Below are 18,734 nucleotides of genomic sequence, written 5' to 3' on the forward strand. Positions count from 1 at the left end.
CTGTGGGAGGGGACGATCGCGGCTGAAGCCGCTCCTGCAAGCCGTTGATCGCGGCGCGCCCGGCAAGGCAAAAACGAAACCATGACCAGCGGCGGGCTACCCGGCCACGCTGCGGCGCGACGAGGAGGTTGCGATGAGCCAGATCCTGTTCCCGGCCGCCCTGGCCTTCATCATGTTCGGGCTTGGGATGGAACTGACGGTGGCCGACTTCACGCGCCTGGCGCGCATGCCAAAGCCGGTCTTGGTCGGCCTGCTGGGGCACATGTTCATCCTGCCGCTGGTGGCGCTGGCCATGATCGGCCTGTTCCCGATGCCGGCGGCGTTCGCGATCGGGCTGCTGGTGGTGGCGGCCTGTCCCGGCGGGGCGGTGTCGAACCTGTGGACGCACCAGGCGCGCGGCGACGTGGCGCTGGCCGTCACGCTGACCGCCCTGTCGGCGGCGGTGGCGGTGGCGTGGGTGCCGGTGCTGCTGAATCTGTCGATGGAACACCTGATCGGCCAGAGCGCCGCCATCCGCCTGCCGGTGGGCCCAACGATGCTGCACATCGCCATGCTCACCGTGTTGCCGGTGGCGCTGGGCATGAGCGTGCGTCGCCTGGCGCCCGGCTTTGCGCAGCGCATGGACCGGCCGGTGCGGATTCTGTCGCTGCTGTTCCTGGCGCTGATCGTGGTGGCGATCCTGGTCCGCGGCCGCGGCGAGCTCGGGCACCTGCTGGCCACGGCCGGCCCGCCGGTGCTGCTCTACAACTTCCTGGTCATGGCCATTGGCCTGCTGCTGGCCAGGCTGGCCCGCCTTACGCCCAAACAGGTCATCACCATCCCGATCGAGGTCGGTATCCAGAACGTCATCATGGCCGCCACGCTGGCCACCGCGCCGCAGTTCCTGAACCGGCCGGAAGCCGGCCTGGTGCCCAGCATCTACGGCTTCACCATGACCCTGATGGCGATCGTCTGGCTGCTGGTGATCCGCTTCGCGCCGGCCGTGCTCGGCCGGGAGCCGGTGGCCGAGCCACAAACGGCCCAGGCCTGAGGTCCGACGCCGGGCGCGCGTTCACACCTTCAGCGTGAACGGGTTGAAGTCGGTCTTGTCGTCGAAATAGTCTTCCTGCTCGGCGCGCTTGAGGGCGTTCACCACACGGTAAGTCACCGGCGTGGCGAGGATTTCCCAGCCGACCTTGATGCAGTAATTGGCGGCCATCACGCCCAGCAGAATGTGCGTCTCCCATACGCCGTAGAAGGCGAGGGGGTAGAACACCAGCGTGTCGGCGGCCTCGCCGACCATGGTCGAGCCGATGGTGCGCGTCCACAGATACCGCCCGCGGGTCAGTACCTTCATGCGCGCCAGGGTGAAGGAATTCAGGATCTCGCCGCACCAGTAGCCCACCAGCGAGGCCAGCGCGATGCGCCAGGTAGCCCCAAAGGCCGCCTCGATGACGGCCTGACCGGTCCAGCCGTCGGCCGGCGGCAGCGCCACCACCACTGCGCTCATCACGGCGGCGAAGGCCAGCGCGCCGAAGCCCGCCCACACCACGCGCCGCGAGCGGGCGTAGCCGTAGACCTCGGTCAGGATGTCGCCGAACAGGTAACTGAGCGGAAAGAACAGGTTGCCGGCGCTGAACGTGAGCCCGCCGACCGTGGTGACCTTGCTCACGCCGATCAGGTTGGCGCACAGCAGCACTGTCACGAAGGCCGCCATCACCAGGTCGAAATAGCGGTAATTGCGCCGCGCTGCGGGGGCGGACATGGGCGGTCCTCGGGCGGGATTGTGACGGTTCAAAAACCGCCCGGATGCTAGCACGCAGCGTGCCGATGGCCGCGTGTCGTCGTTTTGTCACTGATCGGTCAACGGCCGGTCACGAGCAGGTTCCAGCATGCGCGCGCTTTCGATGTGAAAGCGCTCCCAGGACTATCCGACGCCATGTCCGAATCGGCCCTGTTGTTGCCTTGTCCACCGGGTTTTACCGGTCTTCTGACGCAGCCCCTGCTGGTCGCCGCCAATCGCCTCAGCGGCCTGTCGTGCCTGAATGGCCTGTATCAGCATGCCCGGCAAGGCACGACGGACGGCGATTTTCTGGGCAGCGCGCTGGCGACACTCGGCGTGCGCTGCGAGCTGGACCCGCAGCGCCTGGCGCAGGTGCCGGGCAGCGGTCCGTTGGTGGTGGTGGCGAATCATCCGTTTGGCGGGGTGGAGGGCATGGCCCTGGCGCAGGCTCTGCGCCAGCGGCGGCCGGACCTGCGCATCCTGGCCAATCACCTGTTGGGGCGGGTGCCGGAACTCGATCCGCTGATGATTCATGTCAATCCGTTTGCAGGCGCAAACGCGACGCGGCAGAACCACGCCCCGCTGCGCCAGGCGCTGGCGTGGCTAAAGGGCGGCGGCGCGTTGTTGGTGTTCCCGGCCGGTACGGTGTCGCATTTGCATCTGCGCTCCCGGGCGGTGACGGACCCGCCCTGGCAGCCGACCGTGGCCTGGCTGGCGCGGCGCAGCCGGGCAACGGTGTTGCCGGTGTTTGTTGCCGGCCGCAACAGCGTTGGCTTTCAGCTGGCCGGACTGGTGTCGCCGCATTTGCGCACGGCCTTGCTGGTGCGCGAGCTGTTGCGCAGCCGCCAGCGGAAGCTGCGTGTGCAGGTCGGCCGGTCGATCGGGGCGAATGAACTGGATGAGTTGGCGGACGACGCCGAACGCACCGCCTGGCTGCGGCTGAAGGTCTATGCGCTGGCGCGTCGGCCCGCCGCCAAGCATCGCCCGGTCCGCGCGATGGCGGTCTGCACCGGACCGCAGTCGCAGTCGTTGCCGGCCGAGGTCGCCGCCTTGCCGGCCGACGCCCGCCTGCTGAGCCAAGGAAATTTCGCGGTTTATCTGACCTGCGCCGCGCAAATCCCGGGCGTACTGCAGGAAATCGGCCGCCAGCGCGAGCTGAGCTTTCGGGCCGCCGGCGAGGGCAGCGGCAAGGCGCTCGATCTGGATGACTTCGATCAGCACTACCTGCACCTGTGGCTTTGGGACCATGCGCAGGGGCGTCTTGCCGGCGCCTATCGTCTGGCGCCGATCGATCGCGTGCTGGCCGAGCGCGGCGAGCGCGGCCTGTACGTGGCCAGTCTCTTCCGCTTCCGGCGCGGCGCCTTGCAGGCCCTGGGGCCGGCGCTGGAGCTGGGCCGCTCGTTCGTGGCCTGCGACTACCAGCGCGATTTTCAGCCGCTGCTGCTGCTGTGGCAGGGCATCGGTCGTTATCTGGTGGCCAATCCGCAGTACACGAAGCTGCTAGGCCCGGTCAGCATCGCCCGCACCTACAGCGACCAGTCGCGCGGGCTGATGGCGCACTACCTGAGCCGTTACTGCGCCAGCTCGGAGCTGGCCGGCGCCGTGCGCGGCAACTATCGGCCGCGCCGGCCGGCCCTGCGGGGGCTGGGCGACGCCACCGTGGCGCGGCTGCTGCAGGACGTGGACGCGGTGGCAAACCTGGTGTCGGCCATCGAGGACGACGGCAAGGGTCTACCGGTGTTGCTGCGTCATTACCTGAAACTGAACGGCCAGGTGCTGGCCTGGAACGTCGATCGCGCCTTCGGCGACGTGCTGGATGCGCTGCTGCTGGTCGACCTGCGGCGCAGCGATCTGCGCCTGCTGCGTCGTTATATGGGCGCCGAGGGCGCGGTGCAGTTCCTGAGCCGGCACACCTTGCCCGCAGCGGCTTGAACGGGCGAGCCGCCCTGAAGGAAACGCTCAATAAATCCATATTGGATTTCTTGGCGCTCGCCACCTGGAAAGACCTTGGAGCGCAGCTTAGCTGCACGATGATCGCCCGGCACAGCCGGGTTTCCACTGTGTTCCGATGGCTCAAAAATCAGCAGCTTGCAGCCACTGATTTTGGCAGCGCATAACTGCGCTGCGGGAAATGCTGCCTACTTCAGTATCTCCTCAACCGAAAACTGCACGCTGGCCACGGCGCATCGGCGTGGCGGTAGCCCTCGAGGCTGCGCGCGCGGCGCCGGATAGGCCGCATCGGCTCACAGGCCCGCGACGAAAGGTTCGACTTCCGGTTCCAGCGCCTGGCGCGCAAGGCCACTTGCGGGCACCTGAGGCCATCGAGCCCAGACAGGGCCGGCGCGGTTGGCGTGCTACTGCGGGGGGCGCCCCATGTGGGCCGTTTCGGTTCGTCCAGCGCGGTGTCCGGTTGGGAGTGGCCGGGGTGTTCCAGGTAATCGGCCGCCAGATGCGCGGCGTCACGGTTGTCGCAGGCTACCCGCATCGAAAGATTGGGCCTCAAATCCGGCGTTTCGGCACTGTAAGGCGGCGGTCGGGACGGCGATGGAATTGAACCTTTGGACAAGGTCATGCGCAGCACTTGTGGAAACATTCATTAGCACTATCTAATAAGCCTTGTGCCATCGCCGCGGAAGGGGTTGTTCAAATGAAACTGACTACACGACAAAAACAGGTTCTGGACTTCATCACCACAGCAGTGACCGAAGCCGGCATGCCGCCGACGCGGGTGGAAATCGCCCGCCAGTTCGGTTTTCGTTCCATCAATGCCGCCGAGCAGCACCTGCGGGCGCTGGCGCGCAAGGGCGCCATCGATCTGATGGCCGGCACCTCGCGCGGCATTCGCCTGAAGCTGTCGACCGGATTGCCGGTGGTCGGGCAGGTCGCGGCCGGCAGTCCGCTGCTGGCCGAGGAGAACCTGCAGGGCACGCGCGCACTCAGCGGCACGCTGTTCAATCCGAAGGCCGATTATCTGCTGCGCGTGAGCGGACTTAGCATGCGCGACGCCGGCATTCTGGACGGCGACCTGCTGGCCGTGCATGCCACGCCCAAGGCCAACAACGGCGATCTGGTGGTGGCGCGCATCGATGGCGAGGTGACCGTCAAGCGCTTCCAGCGCAAGGGCGGCAAGGTCACGTTGCTGGCGGCGAATCCGGATTTCGCGCCGATCGAGATCGATCCGCGCAAGCACGAGTTCGCGATCGAAGGCCTGGGCGTGGGTCTGCTGCGCAATCTGGCTTGACGGCGTTCCCGGCGGTCCGGGCAGCGCGTTTCAGCGGCGCCGCAAGTAGAGCACGCCGAACAGTTCGCCGGTATCGGCCCAGGTCTGCCGCGGCTCAAAACCGGCCTGCGTGGCCAGGTGCCGGAACTCGTCGGGTCGGTACTTGTACGAATTCTCGGTGTGGATGGATTCGCCGGCAGTGAACTCGAACGCCTGACCGGCCAGCCGCACGGTTTGCGCACGCAGGCTGTCCAGGTGCATTTCGATGCGTCCGGCAGCGGCGTTGTAGAAGGCGCGGTGGGCGAAGGCACTCAGATCGAAGTTGGTTCCCAGTTCCCGGTTGCAGCGGGCCAGCAGGTTCAGGTTGAAGGCGGCGGTGACGCCGGCGCTGTCGTTATAGGCGGCGTTCAGGATGGCCGGGTCTTTCTTCAGGTCCACGCCGATCAGCAGACCATCACCGGCGGTGAGCTGGTGTGCAACGTTTTTGAGGAATCGCAGCGCCTCCAGCGGCGCGAAGTTGCCGATGCTGGAGCCGGGGAAGAACGCCAGCCGGCGCTGCCCGCCGCGCGCCACCCGCGGCAGCGTGAACGGCCGCGTGTAGTCGGCGCACACCGCCATCAGGTGCAGCGCCGGATAGTCCTGCGCCAACGTGTGGCAGGCGCCCAGCATGTGCTGGCGCGAGATGTCGATCGGCATGTACACGTCCGGCGCCAGGGCATCGAGCAGCAAGCGCGTCTTCATGCTGCTGCCGCTGCCGTATTCCACCAGCACACCGCCGCGACCGGCGAGGTCGGCGATCTGGGGCGCCGCTTCGGTGAGGATGTCGATCTCGGTGCGCGTCGGGTAGTACTCCGGCAGTTCGCAGATCCGGTCGAACAGGGCGGAGCCGACCGCGTCGTAAAAGAACTTGCACGGCAGGCTCTTGTGCGGCTTGGTCAGGCCTTCCAGCACGGCGGTGCGAAAGTCCTCCTGTTCCGGGGCGAGATCGTGCAGGCGCAGTTTGGCGAGTGTGTTCATGGGTCATCTGCCAGGCGCAGGCCGGCGCAGGCCCAGCGCGCGTCAGGGGGAAGAAATTGCGGTAGGTGGCGCGCAGGTGATCGGCCGGTGTCAGGCAGCAACCGCCGCGCAGCACCATCTGGCCGGACATGAACTTGCCGTTGTACTCGCCGACCGCGCCCTCGGCCGGCCGGTAGCGCGGGTACGGCAGGTAGGCGCTGGCGGTCCACTCCCAGACGTCGCCGAACATCTGCTTGAAGCCGGCGCGGGCCCCGGCCGGCTGGGCTTCGAGCCGGTCCTGGTCCAGAAAATTGCCGCCGGCCGGGGCGGCGATCGTTCGGGCGGCCGCCTCCCATTCGAACTCAGTCGGCAGGCGCCGGCCGGCGAAGCGGGCATAGGCGTCGGCTTCGTAAAAGCTCAGGTGACTGACCGGCGTGGCCGGATCGAGGGCACGCATGCCGCCGAGTGTGAACACCTGCCAGCCGTCTTCGCACTTTTCCCAGTACAGCGGGGCCGTCCAGCCGCGCGCCTGCACCGCAGCCCAGCCGTCCGACAGCCACAGTTCGGGCGTTTGATAACCGCCCGCGGTGATGAAGTCCAGGTATTCGCCACAGGTGACCAGGCGATCGGCCAGCCGATACGGGGGCAGGAAAACGCGGTGGCGCGGTGTTTCGTTGTCGAAGGCAAACCCCGGTCCATCGTGTCCGATCTGCACCATGCCGCCGTCGCATGACAGGAAGTTGACTGCGGCCGTGGTGTCCGCAGCGGTCTGCGGCAGATCCTCGCGATAGGCCGGCCGCAGCGGATTGGCGTGGAAGTTGTGCTTCACGTCCATCAGCAGCAGTTCCTGGTGTTGCTGCTCGTGGTTGAGGCCCAGTTCCAGCAGCGGCGCCAGGCGCGCCCAGCCCGCTGGGTCCAGCGTGTCCAGCAGGGCTGTCAGGTGCCGATCCACATGCGCCCGGTAGGCGAGCACTTCGTCGGTGGTGGGCCGGGCCAGCAGGCCGCGCCGCGCGCGCGCGTGAAATGGCCCGACCTGGTTGTAGTAGGAATTGAACAGATAGCCATAGCGGGGATGAAACGGGCGATAAGCCGGCAGGTTTGGCGCCAGGAGGAAGGTCTCGAAAAACCAGCTCGTATGCGCTAGGTGCCATTTGGGCGGGCTCACGTCCGGCATGGACTGGATCACCATGTCCTCGACGGTGAGCGGTGCGCACAGGGACTGCGTCAACCGGCGCACGGCCAGCAGACGATCGACCAGTTCGGCGGGTGCCGGGTGTGATGCAAAGGCGCTGGCGTGGGCGATGCTCGCCATGCGTGATTTCCCCTCGTGCAGCCGTTCATACTGGCCGTTGGTGGCACTTGGCGTTGGTGCTAGTATCCGGAAACCCGCTGACAGCGCAAATGCGCCGCGGCCGCGATGACATCCGGTGGCGCCGGATGGGGCCAGTGGCGGTTAAACTTGCGCGTGTTGAGCCCCGGCACGGATGCCGGCGCAGCGCCGTCGATGTTCCTCATTAAAACGGGTGGTCAGCGACGAGCACACTGGCGTCGCCGCACCGACAGCATTCAAAGCAGGGGATTGAGACGATGAAGCCGAACGAGTTGACTGCGCCCGACATTGACCGGTTGGTCGTTGACCTGGCCGATCAGGGCGAATTTCATGTCCACCGCGACGTGTTCCGCGATCCGGCGGTGTTCGAGCTGGAGATGAAATACATCTTCGAGCGCAACTGGGTGTTCGTGGGTCTGGACAGCCAGGCCCCGAACCCGAACGACTACTTCACCACCTGGGTCGGCCGCCAGCCGATCATCGTGGCGCGCGACAAGCACGGCAAACTGGGCGCCTTCATCAACTCGTGCGCCCACAAGGGCGCACGCATTGCCCATCACCGTGACGGCAACGCCAAGCAGTGGGTGTGCTCGTACCACGGCTGGGCCTACGACACGGCCGGCGCGTGCATCTACATCAAGGACCAGGACGCCGGCTGCTACGCCGAGCCGTTCAACAAACTGGACCACGGCCTCAAGAAAGTGAAGTTCGGCCAGTACCGGGGCTTCCTGTTCGCCAGCCTGTCGGACGATGTGCCACCGCTCGATGAGCATCTGGGTGGGGCCAAAGAGCTTCTGGACCTGGTCTGGGACCAGGGGCCGGACGGCATCGAGGCCATCCCCGGCGTGTCCAGCTACACCTACAACGCCAACTGGAAGATGCAGGTCGAGAACTGCATCGATGCCTATCACCTGACCTCCTGCCACCCGAGCTTCATGAATATCGTCAGCCGCCGCAAGGCCGGCGAGAGCGACAACAAGCAGGTCAAGTCGATCGACTTCAACCTCATGTCGCAGGTCAAGGGCGGCGGCTACACCTTCCCGCGCGGTCACGCGGTAGGCTTTTTCGACAATCCGGTGCCTCAGGAACGCGGCCTGTACCAGCATCACGATGAGCTGGTGGCCCGTGTCGGTGAGCAGAAGGCGCGCTGGATGTACGCCGGGCGCAACCTGACCATCTACCCCAACGTGCAATTCGCCGAGAACGCCTCGCTGCAGATGCGCGTCATCCGGCCGCTGTCGGTGGACAAGACCGAGATGACCATCTACTGCCTGGGCGCCAAGGGCGAGAGCGATGCCGCGCGCGAGATCCGCGTGCGCCAGTACGAGGACTTCTTCAACACCTCGGGCATGGCGACGCCGGACGATACGATTGCCTACGAGGACTGCCAGGTTGGTTTCAAGGCTAGCGTGCTGACCCAGATGCAGGGTTACGGGCGCGGCATGACCAACGTGGTGGCAGGTGCGGACGAGCGGGCGACGGAGGTCGGTTTCACGCCCGCCACCAGCTCGACCGGCCCCTTCGCCATGCAGGACGAGACCGTCATGTTCGGCGGCTACCGTGCCTGGAAGAAATTCATCAAGGACGGGCTGGCGGCCGACGGCGTGGCCTGATCCATCCGCCAGCCGAAACGACATCTGACCGGAGCCAGACACTCATGAAGGCAAACGAACTCAAATTCAGCGACATCGACCGCCTGATCGTCGACAACGTCGATCAACACGAATTCTGGGTCCATCGCGACCTGTACCGCGACCCGGCGGTGTTCGAGCTGGAGATGAAATACATCTTCGAGCGCAACTGGGTGTTCGTGGGTCTGGAAAGCCAGGCGCCGAACCCGAACGACTACTTCACCACCTGGGTCGGCCGCCAGCCGATCATCGTGGCGCGCGACAAGCACGGCAAACTGGGCGCCTTCATCAACTCGTGCGCCCACAAGGGCGCACGCATTGCCCATCACCGTGACGGCAACGCCAAGCAGTGGGTGTGTTCCTACCACGGCTGGGCCTACGACACGGCCGGCGCCTGCATCTACATCAAGGACCAGGACGCCGGCTGCTACGCCGAGCCGTTCAACAAGCTCGATCACGGTCTCAAGAAGGTCAAGTTCGACGCTTATCGGGGCTTTCTGTTCGCCAGCCTGTCGGACGACGTACCGAGCCTGGACGAGCACCTGGGCGATGCCAAGAAGATGCTGGACCTGGTCTGGGACCAGGGTCCGGATGGCATCGAGGCCATCCCCGGCGTGTCCAGCTACACCTACAACGCCAACTGGAAGATGCAGGTCGAGAACTGCATCGATGCCTATCACCTGACCTCCTGCCATCCGAGCTTCATGAACATCGTCAGCCGCCGAAAGGCTGGCGAAAGTCGCAACACGCAGGTCAAGTCGATCGACTTCAACGTCATGGACGTAGTCAAGGGCGGCACGGCCTGTTTCCCCCGCGGCCATGCCGTCATCTACGCCACCAATCCCCTCGAGAACGAGCGCGGCATGTTCGTGCACAGGGACGAGGCGGTCGCTCGCTGCGGCGAGACCAAGACCAAGTGGATGCTGGCCACGCGCAACCTGACCATCTACCCCAACGTGCAGTTTGCCGAGAACGCCTCGCTGCAGATGCGCGTCATCCGGCCGCTGTCGGTGGACAAGACCGAGATGACCATCTACTGCATTGGCGCCAAGGGCGAGAGCGACGCCGCGCGCGAGATCCGCATCCGCCAGTACGAGGACTTCTTCAACACCTCGGGCCTGGCGACGCCGGACGACACCATTGCCTACGAGGATTGTCAGTTCGGCTTCCAGGCCAGGAATCTGGAATGGCTGCAGGGCACCGCGCGCGGCATCACCGGCTACCACACCGGCCCCGACGAACTGTCGCAGGAAATCGGCATACGGCCGGACAGCGGCTTCATGGGTGCCATGGGCGCGTGGGACGAGACCGTCTATTACGGCGGCTACCGGGCCTGGAAGCAGTTCATCAAGGACGGGCTGGAAGCCGACGGCCTGCTGTGACGCCGCGGCGCCATCAACAATTTCATTTGCAAGGGGATGACCGTGACCGATTTAGTCAGGGCACTGGCCGAAGCCAGTCAGGTGCTGTATCGAGAAGCCATGTATGTCGACGCCCAGCGCTGGGACGAGTGGCTGGGCCTGTTCACCGATGACTGCGAGTACTGGCTGCCGGCCTGGAAGGGTGAGCACGCGCTGACCGCCAACCCGAAGCGCGAGATCTCGCTGATCTACTACGGCACCCGGGCTGGCCTGGAGGACCGCGTCTGGCGCATCCGCTCCGGCCAGTCCATCGCCAGCACGCCGCTGCCGCGCACCACCCACGCCGTGCACAACATCCTGGTCGAGGACGTGACCGCCGACAGCATGACCGTGCTGTCCACCTGGACCGCGCACTGCTTTTTCCACAAGCTGAACGCCAGCGAAGTGTTTTTCGGCGATTACCGGCACAGCCTGCGCATGAGCGCCGATGGCTGGAAGATCGCCCGCAAGTACATCGTGCTCAAGAACGATTACGTGCCGACCATGCTCGACATCTACAACATCTGACCGCCGACTCGATTCATCAGGAGCCATTGCAATGTCCGTGACCGCCAAATCCATCGCCCCGCAGCGCGACCAGTCGCCGCTGAACATGACCGCCTCCTACTGGCTGGAGGCCATGAACGAGATCGGCGTCGACTACCTGTTCTGCAACATGGGTACCGACCACGCGCCGATCATTGAAGCCATGGCGCAGTGGCGCCAGGCAGGCCGCAAATACCCGAAGGTGATCCTGTGCCCACACGAGAACACCGCGGTGCACATGGCGATCGGCTATTACCGCGTCACCGGCCGGGCGCAGGCCGTGCTGGTGCATGTGGACGCCGGTACCGCCAATTCCGCCATGGGCCTGCACAACGCGTTCCGTTCCCGCGTGCCGCTGGTGCTGATGGCCGGCACCGCGCCGGTCACCATCCGCGGCGAGCTGCTGGGCACCCGCGACACCTACGTGCACTTCATCCAGGATCCCTACGACATGAAGGGGATCGTGCGCAATTACGTGAAGTGGGAGTACCAGCTGCCGACCGGCATCATCGTCAAGGAAGCCATGCGCCGCGCCTTCAGCATGGCCGAGAGCGACCCGCCGGGGCCGGTCTACATGACCCTGCCGCGCGAAATCCTGGCCCAGACCTGGGAGCCGGAGCAGGTTGCCTCGTTCCCGGTCGATGCCTACGGCCCGCTGCGCTTCACCGGCGTCGACGACGCCCCGCTGACGCAGATCGCCGAACGCCTGCTGGCGGCCGACTACCCGCTGCTGATCACCAGCTTTGCCGGGCGCAACATCAAGACCCCCGCGCTGCTGGACGAACTGGGTCAACTGGTCGGCATGGGCGTGATCGAGTCCTACCCGCAGGTGCTGAACATCTCCAAGGCCTCGCCGGTGTTCCTGGGCAACCTGTCCGAGCCGCACCTGCCGAAGGTCGATTTCGGTCTGATGGTCGACACCGACCTGCCGTGGATGCCCAAGGAGGCCAGCCCGAACCCGAACACCTTCTGGGCGCACATCGACATCGACCCGATCAAGAACGACATCCCGATGTGGGGCTTCCCTGGCCATCTGAAGGTGCAGGCGGACAGCTACCTGGCCCTGACGCGCCTGATCGAGATCGTCAAGGGCAAGCTCACCGATGCCCACCGCGCCCGCGCCAAGACGCGCCTGGAAGGTTTTGCCAAGCAGCGCCAGGAAGCGGTGGTCTACATCCAGAACCTGGCCAAGGACAAGGGCACGCCGGGCCTGATCAACCCCGCCTACCTGTGTGCGGAGCTGAACAAGGTGCTGCGCGAGGACGACATCCTGGTCTCCGAGGCGGTGATGAACGAGCCCTCAGTCGGCATGCAGGTGCTGCGCACCAAGCCCGGCACCGTACTGGGCCTGGGCGGCGGCGGCCTGGGCTACAGCCCCGGCGCGGCGCTGGGCGTCAAGCTGGCCAAGCCGGATGCGATGGTGCTGCACCTGTCCGGTGACGGCAGCTTCTACTTCGGCAACCCCAGTTCCACCTACGAGGTGGCGCGCGAGCACAATCTTCCGATCTTCACCGTGGTGTTCGAGAACGGCGGCTGGTCGGCGGTCAAGGAGTGCACCATCAAGGTCCACCCGGACGGCGTGTCGCGCGACACGGACGAGTTCCAGGCGCGCCTGAACCCGGCCTACCAGTTCCAGAAGGTCTGCGAAGCGGCCGGCGGCCACGGCGAGGACGTGATCAATCCGGAAGACCTGCCGGCAGCCATTGCCCGCTGCGTCAAGGCAGTGCGCGAAGAAGGCCGCTCGGCGCTGCTGGTGGCGCACGTCAAGCGCCTGTAGGCGGTCGCGGTTTGAAACAGGGCGCCGTCATTCGCGAGGATGGCGGCGCTTTTTTGTGGGTGCGTTTGCCTCATGCAGCGCCCGCGGTCCGCTTCAGTCCGGCAGCGCCTGCGCCATGTCGGCCACCAGATCCCGGCTGTCCTCGATGCCGACCGACACGCGCACCAGGCCGGGGCCGATACCGGCGGCCGCCTGTGCCTCGGGGCTCATGGCCGCATGGCTCATGCTGGCCGGGTGTTCGATGAGGCTCTCGACGCCGCCCAGGGATTCGGCGAAGGCGTACAGCTTCAGGCGCTCGACCAGGCGGAACACGGCCTCCTCGCCGCCCTTGAGGTCGAAGCTGAGCATGGCGCCGAAGCCGCGCTGCTGGCTTCTGGCCAGGGCGTGCTGCGGATGCGTGGGCAGGCCCGGGTAATAGACGTGTTCGACGCGCGGGTGCGCATCCAGGAACTGCGCCAACGCGGTGGCGTTCTTCTCGTGCGCCTGCATGCGCAGCGGCAGGGTCTTGACGCCGCGCAGCACCAGCCAGGCGTCGAACGGCGAGCAGGTGGTGCCAAGGGCATTGGCGGTGGCGGCGACTTTGGCAGCCATCTCCGGCGTGGCGGACACGATGGCGCCACCGACCACGTCGCTGTGGCCGTTCAGGTACTTGGTGGTCGAATGCACCACCAGATCGGCGCCCAGTTCCAGCGGTCGCTGCAGGTAAGGGCTCAGGAAGGTGTTGTCGGAGCAGCTGAGGATGCCGCGCTCGCGGGCCAGGGCACACACGGCGGCGATGTCGGTCAGGCGCAGCAGCGGGTTGCTGGGGGTCTCGATCCAGATCATGGCCGTGTCCGGCTCGATGGCAGCCGTGACGGCCTCCGGATCACCCATGTCGACCAGCGTGAAGCGCAGGCCGCGCGCCGGCAGCACGTTGGCGAACAGGCGGTAGGTGCCGCCGTAGATGTCGTTGCCGGCGATCACGTGCGCGCCGGCCGGCAACAGGTGCAGGGTGGTCGTGATGGCCGCCATGCCGGTGGCCACGGCGGTGGCACCGGCGCCGCCTTCCAGGCTCGCCAGGTTTTCTTCCAGCGCGTCGCGGGTGGGGTTTTTGGTGCGCGTGTAGTCGTAGCCGGAGGTCTGCCGCGGTCCCTCGAAATAGAACGTGGACGACGGGTAGATGGGCGTCACCACCGAGTTGTACAGCGGGTCCTTGTAGACGCCGCCGTGTACGCAGCGGGTGGCGAACTGGAGGGTTTCGAGCGGAATGTGGCGCTTCATGACGGTCGGGCAGGCGTTTGAGGGCGCGACAGTCTAGCAAGCCCGCGCCCCGGCATCGGCCTCCGCCGACATGCAGCTGTGGAAAGGCGCTTGGCACAGCCATTTTTTTACTGCCGCCATGTGGCCGCGCCGTCTCCAAAGTAGAATTCCGCCCGCCTTGACGGCATCCCTCCCGCGCCGGTCGGTCCGTAAGTATCCGCACCGCGGTCAGTACCAGCCCGCCACCCTTTGGAGTAGCAACCGATGCCGCTGCGCAGCACGCGTCGCGACTTGTTGAAATTCATGAGTGCCGGCGGCCTGCTGGCGCTGGCCGGTCTGTACCCGGCCCATGCGCTGGCCCGCGCAAGCCTGGGGCCAAAGCGCAAGTTCAGTATGGACACACTGCGCGAACAGGCCCGCCAACTGGCCGCCCGGCCGTATGTCGCGCCGACGATTCCGGATGCGCAGCTGCTGTACACGATCGACTTCGACGCCATCCAGAAAATTCGTTTCAAGCCCGAACAGGCCCTGTGGAACGAGCCGCCGTCAGCCTTCGGCGTGCAGCTGTTCCACCCGCACCGCTTCGCCCAGAAGCCGGTGCGCATCCACCTGGTGGAGGGTGACGAGGCGCGCGAGGTGCCGTTCTCGACCGACCTGTTCGACTACGGCACGTCGGGACTGGCGAAAAAAATGGCCGGTCACGGCGGCTTTGCCGGTTTTCGGGTGATGGACCCGGCGCCGGCCAAGACCGACTGGCTGGCGTTCCAGGGCGCGTCCTATTTCCGCACCGGCGGCGTGCAGGGCCAGTACGGCCTGTCGGCGCGCGGCATCGCCATTGACACCGCCATGCCACAGCCGGAGGAGTTTCCGGACTTCACCGCGTTTTATCTGGAACGCCCGGTCGGGGACCGCATCACGCTGTACGCCCTGCTCGACGGGCCCAGCCTGACCGGCGTGTATCGCTTCGTGTGCACGCGCGCCAAGCCGGTGTTGACCGAGGTCCACGCCGAGCTGTTTGCGCGCCAGGACATCGGCCGCCTGGGCGTGGCGCCGCTGACCAGCATGTTCTGGTACGGCGAGAACAACCGCCGGCGCAGCGCCGATTGGCGGCCGGAAATCCACGACTCCGACGGCCTGGCGCTGTGGACCGGGGCCGGCGAGCGGCTGTGGCGGGTGATCGAGAACCCGCCACTGGTGATGACCTCGTCGTTCGTGGATTTCAACCCGCGCGGTTTCGGCCTGTCGCAGCGGGACCGCAATTTCGAGAACTACCAGGACGATGGCGCCTTCTACGACCGCCGTCCCTCGGTGTGGGTGCAGCCGCTGGGCGACTGGGGCGAGGGCGCGGTGCAGCTGGTCGAAATCCCGACCGACGACGAGATCCACGACAACCTGGTCGCCTACTGGACGCCCAAGGAGCCGGTGCGCGGTGGCAGCGCCTGGACCTTCGACTACCGCCTGTACTGGGGTGATGACGAGCCATTCATCCCCGAGGTCGGGCGCGTGCGCCACACCTGGCGCGGGCGCCACGGCATTCCCGGTATCGCCGCCCAGCAGGCGGCGCAGCAGGCCTCGGGGATGAAGTTCGTCATCGATTTCTCCGGCGGGCCGCTGGCGGCGCTCGAGCAGCGCTTCGACCTGACGCCCATGGTGACCGCCTCGCGCGGACGGGTGGACAACGCGCATGTGCTCAAGGTGGTCGGCACCGATCGCTGGCGGGCCTCGTTCGACCTGTACGTGGACGGCGCCGAACCGGTTGAACTGCGCTGCTACGTGCGCCTCGGTGACAAAACCCTGACCGAAACCTGGCTGTACCAATACATTGCGGCAACCTCATGCTGAACTGGCGCAGCCTGGGTTTGCTGCTGGCCGCGTGGGCCGGCGCTGCCAGCGCAACCGGCAAGGACTTTGATTTCGACGCCCTGAAAGCGCGCGCCCGGCAGCAGGCGGCGGCTGCGTACAGCCCTCCGCCGGAGGCCGACGGTGCCCTGGCGCAGATCGATCCCGCGCGCCGGGATGCGGCGCCGCTCAAGGCCCGCTACGCGCCGTGGTCGATGGCCTCGCGCTTCGTGCCGCTGCCGCTGGCGCCGCGCGCCGGCTGCGCGCTGACACTGTTCAATTCCATTCAGGCCAGCGGCATCGAGCGCTTCGACTACCGGCCGGAACTGTTCGACTGGCCGGCGGCCGGCCTGCCGGCGCCGGGGCCTGCCGCGACGGGTTTTTGCGGCTTTCGCCTGCTGTATCCGTCGGCTGGGGACGGCAAACGTGAGGACCTGGCGCGCTTCGAGGGCGATGCCTGGCAGCTGGTCGGCACCGGCGCGCTGTTCGGTGCGGCCGCACTCGCGGTCGGGGTGATCGACAACGACGGTCGGGCGCAGCCGGTGCCGTTTCGCGAGTTCTGGCTGGTGCGCCCGGCGGCCGGCGCCCGTCAGCTGCGGCTGTATGCGCTGGCCGATTCGCCGGCGTTGGCGGCTGCGTTCCAGATCGACCTGGTGCCGGGCGTTGCCAGTCGCGCCGACGTGCAAGTGGCGCTGTATCCGCGGGAAGGCGCCGGCAAACTGCTGCTGGCGCCGCTGGCCGGCAGTTTCGTGCAGGGGAAGCATCGACCGGCGCGCGTGTTGCCGCTGCAGGCCGAGGTGCACAGCGTGGATGGACTGGCCATCCACACCGCCGCTGGCGGCTGGTTGTGGCGGCCGCTCGACAATCCACCCGAGCGCAGCGCCTACAGCTTTCTGGTCAACACGCCGCGCGGGTTCGGCCTGTTGCAGCGTGATCGCGACGCCAGCCACTACGAGCCGGACGCGCCGCAGCCCCGCCAGCCGGATGTGTGGCTGGTGCCGGGCGGCGACTGGGGGGCCGGCCAGCTGCTCCTGCTCGAAGCGCCAGCCGGCAGCGCCGCTGTGCGCAACGTGCAGGTCGGATTCGTGCCCGACCAGCAGCCGGCACCCGGCGCGGGGATGGAGCTCGGCTACGCCGTCCACTGGTCGACCGACGCGTCGCTGCCGCGTGCCGGCGGCTGGGTGATCGCCACCCGCAGCGGTGCCGGAGGGAACGATGGCAGCCGCCGCTATGCGGTGGATTTCGTCGGCCCGGCCCTGCAGGGGCTGCCGTCCGGCGCGGCGCCAGTGGCGGTCATCGACATCGGCCGCGGCGGCAGCCTGCAGCGCCAGCAAGTGGTGGCCAATCCGCATACGGGTGGCTGGCGTCTGCTGTTCGAGTTCAACCGTGAAACCGACGCCCCGCTGCAACTGCGCGCCTATTTGCAGCACGCCGACCAGCCTCTGACCGAAACCTGGGACTATGTCGATCCGCCTCGCTGATTACCTGCGGCCATCGCGACGGCCCCGGCCGCCTGGGGCTTCTGCTGTGCCGGGGGCCGGTCGGCGCTGGCTGGTGGGCCTGGGCTGCTGGCTGCTGCTGGCGGCGGCGCAGGGCGCCGAGTTCGACTGGTCGCAGGTGGTGCAGAAAGCACGTGAGCGCGCCGCGGCGCCCTACCAGCCCATGCCGGCGCGCCTGCCCGACTGGCTGCTGCAGCTCGATTACCGCGCCTGGCAGGACATTCGCTTCGACCCGAACGCGGCCCTGTGGGCGGGTGAGGACCTGCCGTTCTCGGTCCGCTTCCATCATCCGGGCAGCATCTATCGCCAGCCGGTCGCGATCAGCCAGATCGAATCCGGGCAGGCCAAGCCGCTGGCTTTTGCGCCGGGGCAGTTCTTCTACGGGCCGGGGGTGGATCGCCAGCGGGTGCCGGGCGATCTGGGTTACGCCGGTTTCACCGTCTACGCGCGCAACAAGGACAGCTGGCAGCCGGTGCTGGAATTCCTGGGCGGCAGCTTCATGCGCGGCGGGGCGCCGCTGCTGCCCGGCGGCGTGCGGTCGCGGGCGCTGGCCATCGACACCGGCCTGCCCAGTGGCGAGGAGTTCCCGGTCTTTACCGATTTCTGGCTGGTGCGGCCCGCGGCGGGCGCCAAACGGTTGACCGTCTACGCCCTGCTCGACTCGCCGCGTGTCAGCGGTGCCTATCGGATCGAGCTGACGGCTGGCGCGCAGCTTGTCACGCAGATGGACAGCGAACTGTTTTTCCGCGATGCGGTCGGCCGGCTGGGCCTGGGCCCGCTGTCGAGCATGTTCTGGTATGGCGAAAACGGCCCGCTGGTGGACGACTACCGGCCGGAGGTGCACAGCTCCGACGGGCTGCTGGTACATGCCGGCAAGGAGCGTCTGTGGCGTCCGCTGGCCAATCCGCAGCGCCTGGGACAGCAGTCGCTGCCGGTGCCGCCGGCTGCGGTCTACGGCCTGCTGCAACGGGACCGGGATTTCGAGCATTACCAGGATCTGGACGCGGCCTTCGAAGCGCAGCCGGGCGTGGTGCTGGAACCCCAGAAGGGTTTCGGCGCCGGCCGGCTGGAGCTGCTGGAACTGCCGGTGCGCGACGGCTTGAACCAGAACGTGCTGGCCTATTTCGTGCCGCAGGCCAAGGTGCGGGCCGGCGATCACCTGTCGCTGCGCTACCGCCTGCGATGGGGTGATCGGGAGCCGGGTGAAGAAGCCGGCCGGGTGCTCGCCACGCGCATCGCCCGCCAGGACGGCGTCAGCACCCACCAGATCGATTTTGCATCGCTTGGCGCCGGCAGCGTGCCGCCGAAGCCGCAAATCAGCGTTCAAGGCGGCAAGGGTGGCGAGCCCGTCGTGCAGGCGCTGGGCGACGGCTGGCGGTTGACGCTGCCGGTAGAACACGACGACGGCGCGCCGCTGACGATCCGTGCCGGCCTGCTCTCGGACACCGGCAGGCGCAGCGAAACCTGGCTGCATCACTTCGGTGAGGATTGATTC

13 protein-coding genes and 1 pseudogene are annotated in these 18,734 nt (G+C 67.0%); 10 read left to right on the forward strand and 4 right to left on the reverse strand.

Annotated features, from left to right (window positions below):
- The first annotated feature begins 133 nt into the window (after positions 1-133).
- Positions 134-1,030, forward strand: a complete 897-nt coding sequence (locus PG2T_RS13030) for a bile acid:sodium symporter family protein (RefSeq protein WP_068806342.1) — start codon at positions 134-136, stop codon at positions 1,028-1,030.
- Between the two features lie 21 nt (positions 1,031-1,051).
- On the opposite strand, the gene PG2T_RS13035 is transcribed toward PG2T_RS13030, so the two are convergent.
- Positions 1,052-1,744 (reverse strand): queuosine precursor transporter, encoded by a 693-nt coding sequence (locus tag PG2T_RS13035; RefSeq protein ID WP_068806345.1) that lies wholly within the window; start codon positions 1,742-1,744, stop codon positions 1,052-1,054.
- A 174-nt stretch (positions 1,745-1,918) separates the two neighbouring features.
- Between PG2T_RS13035 and PG2T_RS13040 the strand changes: the two genes are divergently transcribed.
- Both PG2T_RS13040 and lexA read left to right on the forward strand, forming a co-directional pair.
- Complete coding sequence (locus PG2T_RS13040; protein ID WP_068806348.1) at positions 1,919-3,694, forward strand: lysophospholipid acyltransferase family protein; 1,776 nt, start codon at positions 1,919-1,921, stop codon at positions 3,692-3,694.
- Positions 3,695-4,409: 715 nt separating this feature from the next.
- Complete coding sequence (lexA, locus tag PG2T_RS13045) at positions 4,410-5,003, forward strand: transcriptional repressor LexA (RefSeq protein ID WP_068806351.1); 594 nt, start codon at positions 4,410-4,412, stop codon at positions 5,001-5,003.
- A gap of 30 nt (positions 5,004-5,033) precedes the next feature.
- Here the strand turns inward: lexA and egtD are convergent, their stop codons facing one another.
- Positions 5,034-5,999, reverse strand: coding sequence for an L-histidine N(alpha)-methyltransferase (gene egtD, locus PG2T_RS13050; RefSeq protein WP_068806354.1), 966 nt, complete (start codon positions 5,997-5,999; stop codon positions 5,034-5,036).
- Between the two features lie 106 nt (positions 6,000-6,105).
- A pseudogene (gene egtB, locus PG2T_RS17060) lies at positions 6,106-7,290 on the reverse strand (ergothioneine biosynthesis protein EgtB); the annotation flags it as partial.
- 275 nt (positions 7,291-7,565) lie between these two features.
- Between egtB and PG2T_RS13060 the strand changes: the two are divergent.
- Genes PG2T_RS13060 through PG2T_RS13075 form a run of 4 tightly spaced genes read left to right on the forward strand, consistent with a single transcriptional unit; the run spans position 7,566 to position 12,662 of the window.
- Positions 7,566-8,921, forward strand: a complete 1,356-nt coding sequence (locus PG2T_RS13060) for an aromatic ring-hydroxylating oxygenase subunit alpha (RefSeq protein ID WP_068806360.1) — start codon at positions 7,566-7,568, stop codon at positions 8,919-8,921.
- Between the two features lie 44 nt (positions 8,922-8,965).
- Positions 8,966-10,321: an aromatic ring-hydroxylating oxygenase subunit alpha gene (locus tag PG2T_RS13065; RefSeq protein WP_068806363.1), complete on the forward strand. Its 1,356-nt coding sequence runs from the start codon at positions 8,966-8,968 to the stop codon at positions 10,319-10,321.
- A gap of 42 nt (positions 10,322-10,363) precedes the next feature.
- Complete coding sequence (locus tag PG2T_RS13070) at positions 10,364-10,867, forward strand: aromatic-ring-hydroxylating dioxygenase subunit beta (protein WP_202816349.1); 504 nt, start codon at positions 10,364-10,366, stop codon at positions 10,865-10,867.
- Between the two features lie 31 nt (positions 10,868-10,898).
- On the forward strand, positions 10,899-12,662 hold the full coding sequence (locus tag PG2T_RS13075; RefSeq protein ID WP_068806369.1) for a thiamine pyrophosphate-requiring protein: 1,764 nt from the start codon (positions 10,899-10,901) through the stop codon (positions 12,660-12,662).
- Between the two features lie 93 nt (positions 12,663-12,755).
- On the opposite strand, the gene PG2T_RS13080 is transcribed toward PG2T_RS13075, so the two are convergent.
- Positions 12,756-13,922, reverse strand: coding sequence for a trans-sulfuration enzyme family protein (locus PG2T_RS13080; RefSeq protein WP_068806372.1), 1,167 nt, complete (start codon positions 13,920-13,922; stop codon positions 12,756-12,758).
- 243 nt (positions 13,923-14,165) lie between these two features.
- Between PG2T_RS13080 and PG2T_RS13085 the strand changes: the two genes are divergently transcribed.
- The 3 genes from PG2T_RS13085 to PG2T_RS13095 all read left to right on the forward strand — a co-directional run bounded on the left by PG2T_RS13085 (position 14,166) and on the right by PG2T_RS13095 (position 18,731).
- Positions 14,166-15,743, forward strand: coding sequence for an OpgD/OpgG family glucan biosynthesis protein (locus PG2T_RS13085; RefSeq protein ID WP_068806375.1), 1,578 nt, complete (start codon positions 14,166-14,168; stop codon positions 15,741-15,743).
- A complete protein-coding gene (locus tag PG2T_RS13090; protein ID WP_068806377.1) occupies positions 15,737-17,221 on the forward strand; it encodes a glucan biosynthesis protein in 1,485 nt (494 codons plus the stop codon). Before PG2T_RS13085 ends, PG2T_RS13090 begins: the two co-directional genes overlap by 7 nt.
- A 73-nt stretch (positions 17,222-17,294) precedes the next feature.
- Positions 17,295-18,731: a glucan biosynthesis protein gene (locus PG2T_RS13095; RefSeq protein WP_068806380.1), complete on the forward strand. Its 1,437-nt coding sequence runs from the start codon at positions 17,295-17,297 to the stop codon at positions 18,729-18,731.
- Positions 18,732-18,734 lie beyond the last annotated feature (3 nt).

The sequence above is a fragment of the Immundisolibacter cernigliae genome (assembly GCF_001697225.1).
GTDB lineage: Bacteria > Pseudomonadota > Gammaproteobacteria > Immundisolibacterales > Immundisolibacteraceae > Immundisolibacter > Immundisolibacter cernigliae.

What these genes read in the sequence shown, in the direction of transcription:
- lexA (WP_068806351.1), top strand. Translation starts at nt 4,410, where the DNA reads ATGAAACTGACTACACGACAAAAACAGGTTCTGGACTTCATCACCACA.
- PG2T_RS13030 (WP_068806342.1), top strand. Translation starts at nt 134, where the DNA reads ATGAGCCAGATCCTGTTCCCGGCCGCCCTGGCCTTCATCATGTTCGGG.
- PG2T_RS13075 (WP_068806369.1), top strand. Translation starts at nt 10,899, where the DNA reads ATGTCCGTGACCGCCAAATCCATCGCCCCGCAGCGCGACCAGTCGCCG.
- PG2T_RS13060 (WP_068806360.1), top strand. Translation starts at nt 7,566, where the DNA reads ATGAAGCCGAACGAGTTGACTGCGCCCGACATTGACCGGTTGGTCGTT.
- egtD (WP_068806354.1), bottom strand. Translation starts at nt 5,999, where the DNA reads ATGAACACACTCGCCAAACTGCGCCTGCACGATCTCGCCCCGGAACAG.
- PG2T_RS13040 (WP_068806348.1), top strand. Translation starts at nt 1,919, where the DNA reads ATGTCCGAATCGGCCCTGTTGTTGCCTTGTCCACCGGGTTTTACCGGT.
- PG2T_RS13085 (WP_068806375.1), top strand. Translation starts at nt 14,166, where the DNA reads ATGCCGCTGCGCAGCACGCGTCGCGACTTGTTGAAATTCATGAGTGCC.
- PG2T_RS13065 (WP_068806363.1), top strand. Translation starts at nt 8,966, where the DNA reads ATGAAGGCAAACGAACTCAAATTCAGCGACATCGACCGCCTGATCGTC.
- PG2T_RS13080 (WP_068806372.1), bottom strand. Translation starts at nt 13,922, where the DNA reads ATGAAGCGCCACATTCCGCTCGAAACCCTCCAGTTCGCCACCCGCTGC.
- PG2T_RS13035 (WP_068806345.1), bottom strand. Translation starts at nt 1,744, where the DNA reads ATGTCCGCCCCCGCAGCGCGGCGCAATTACCGCTATTTCGACCTGGTG.
- PG2T_RS13090 (WP_068806377.1), top strand. Translation starts at nt 15,737, where the DNA reads ATGCTGAACTGGCGCAGCCTGGGTTTGCTGCTGGCCGCGTGGGCCGGC.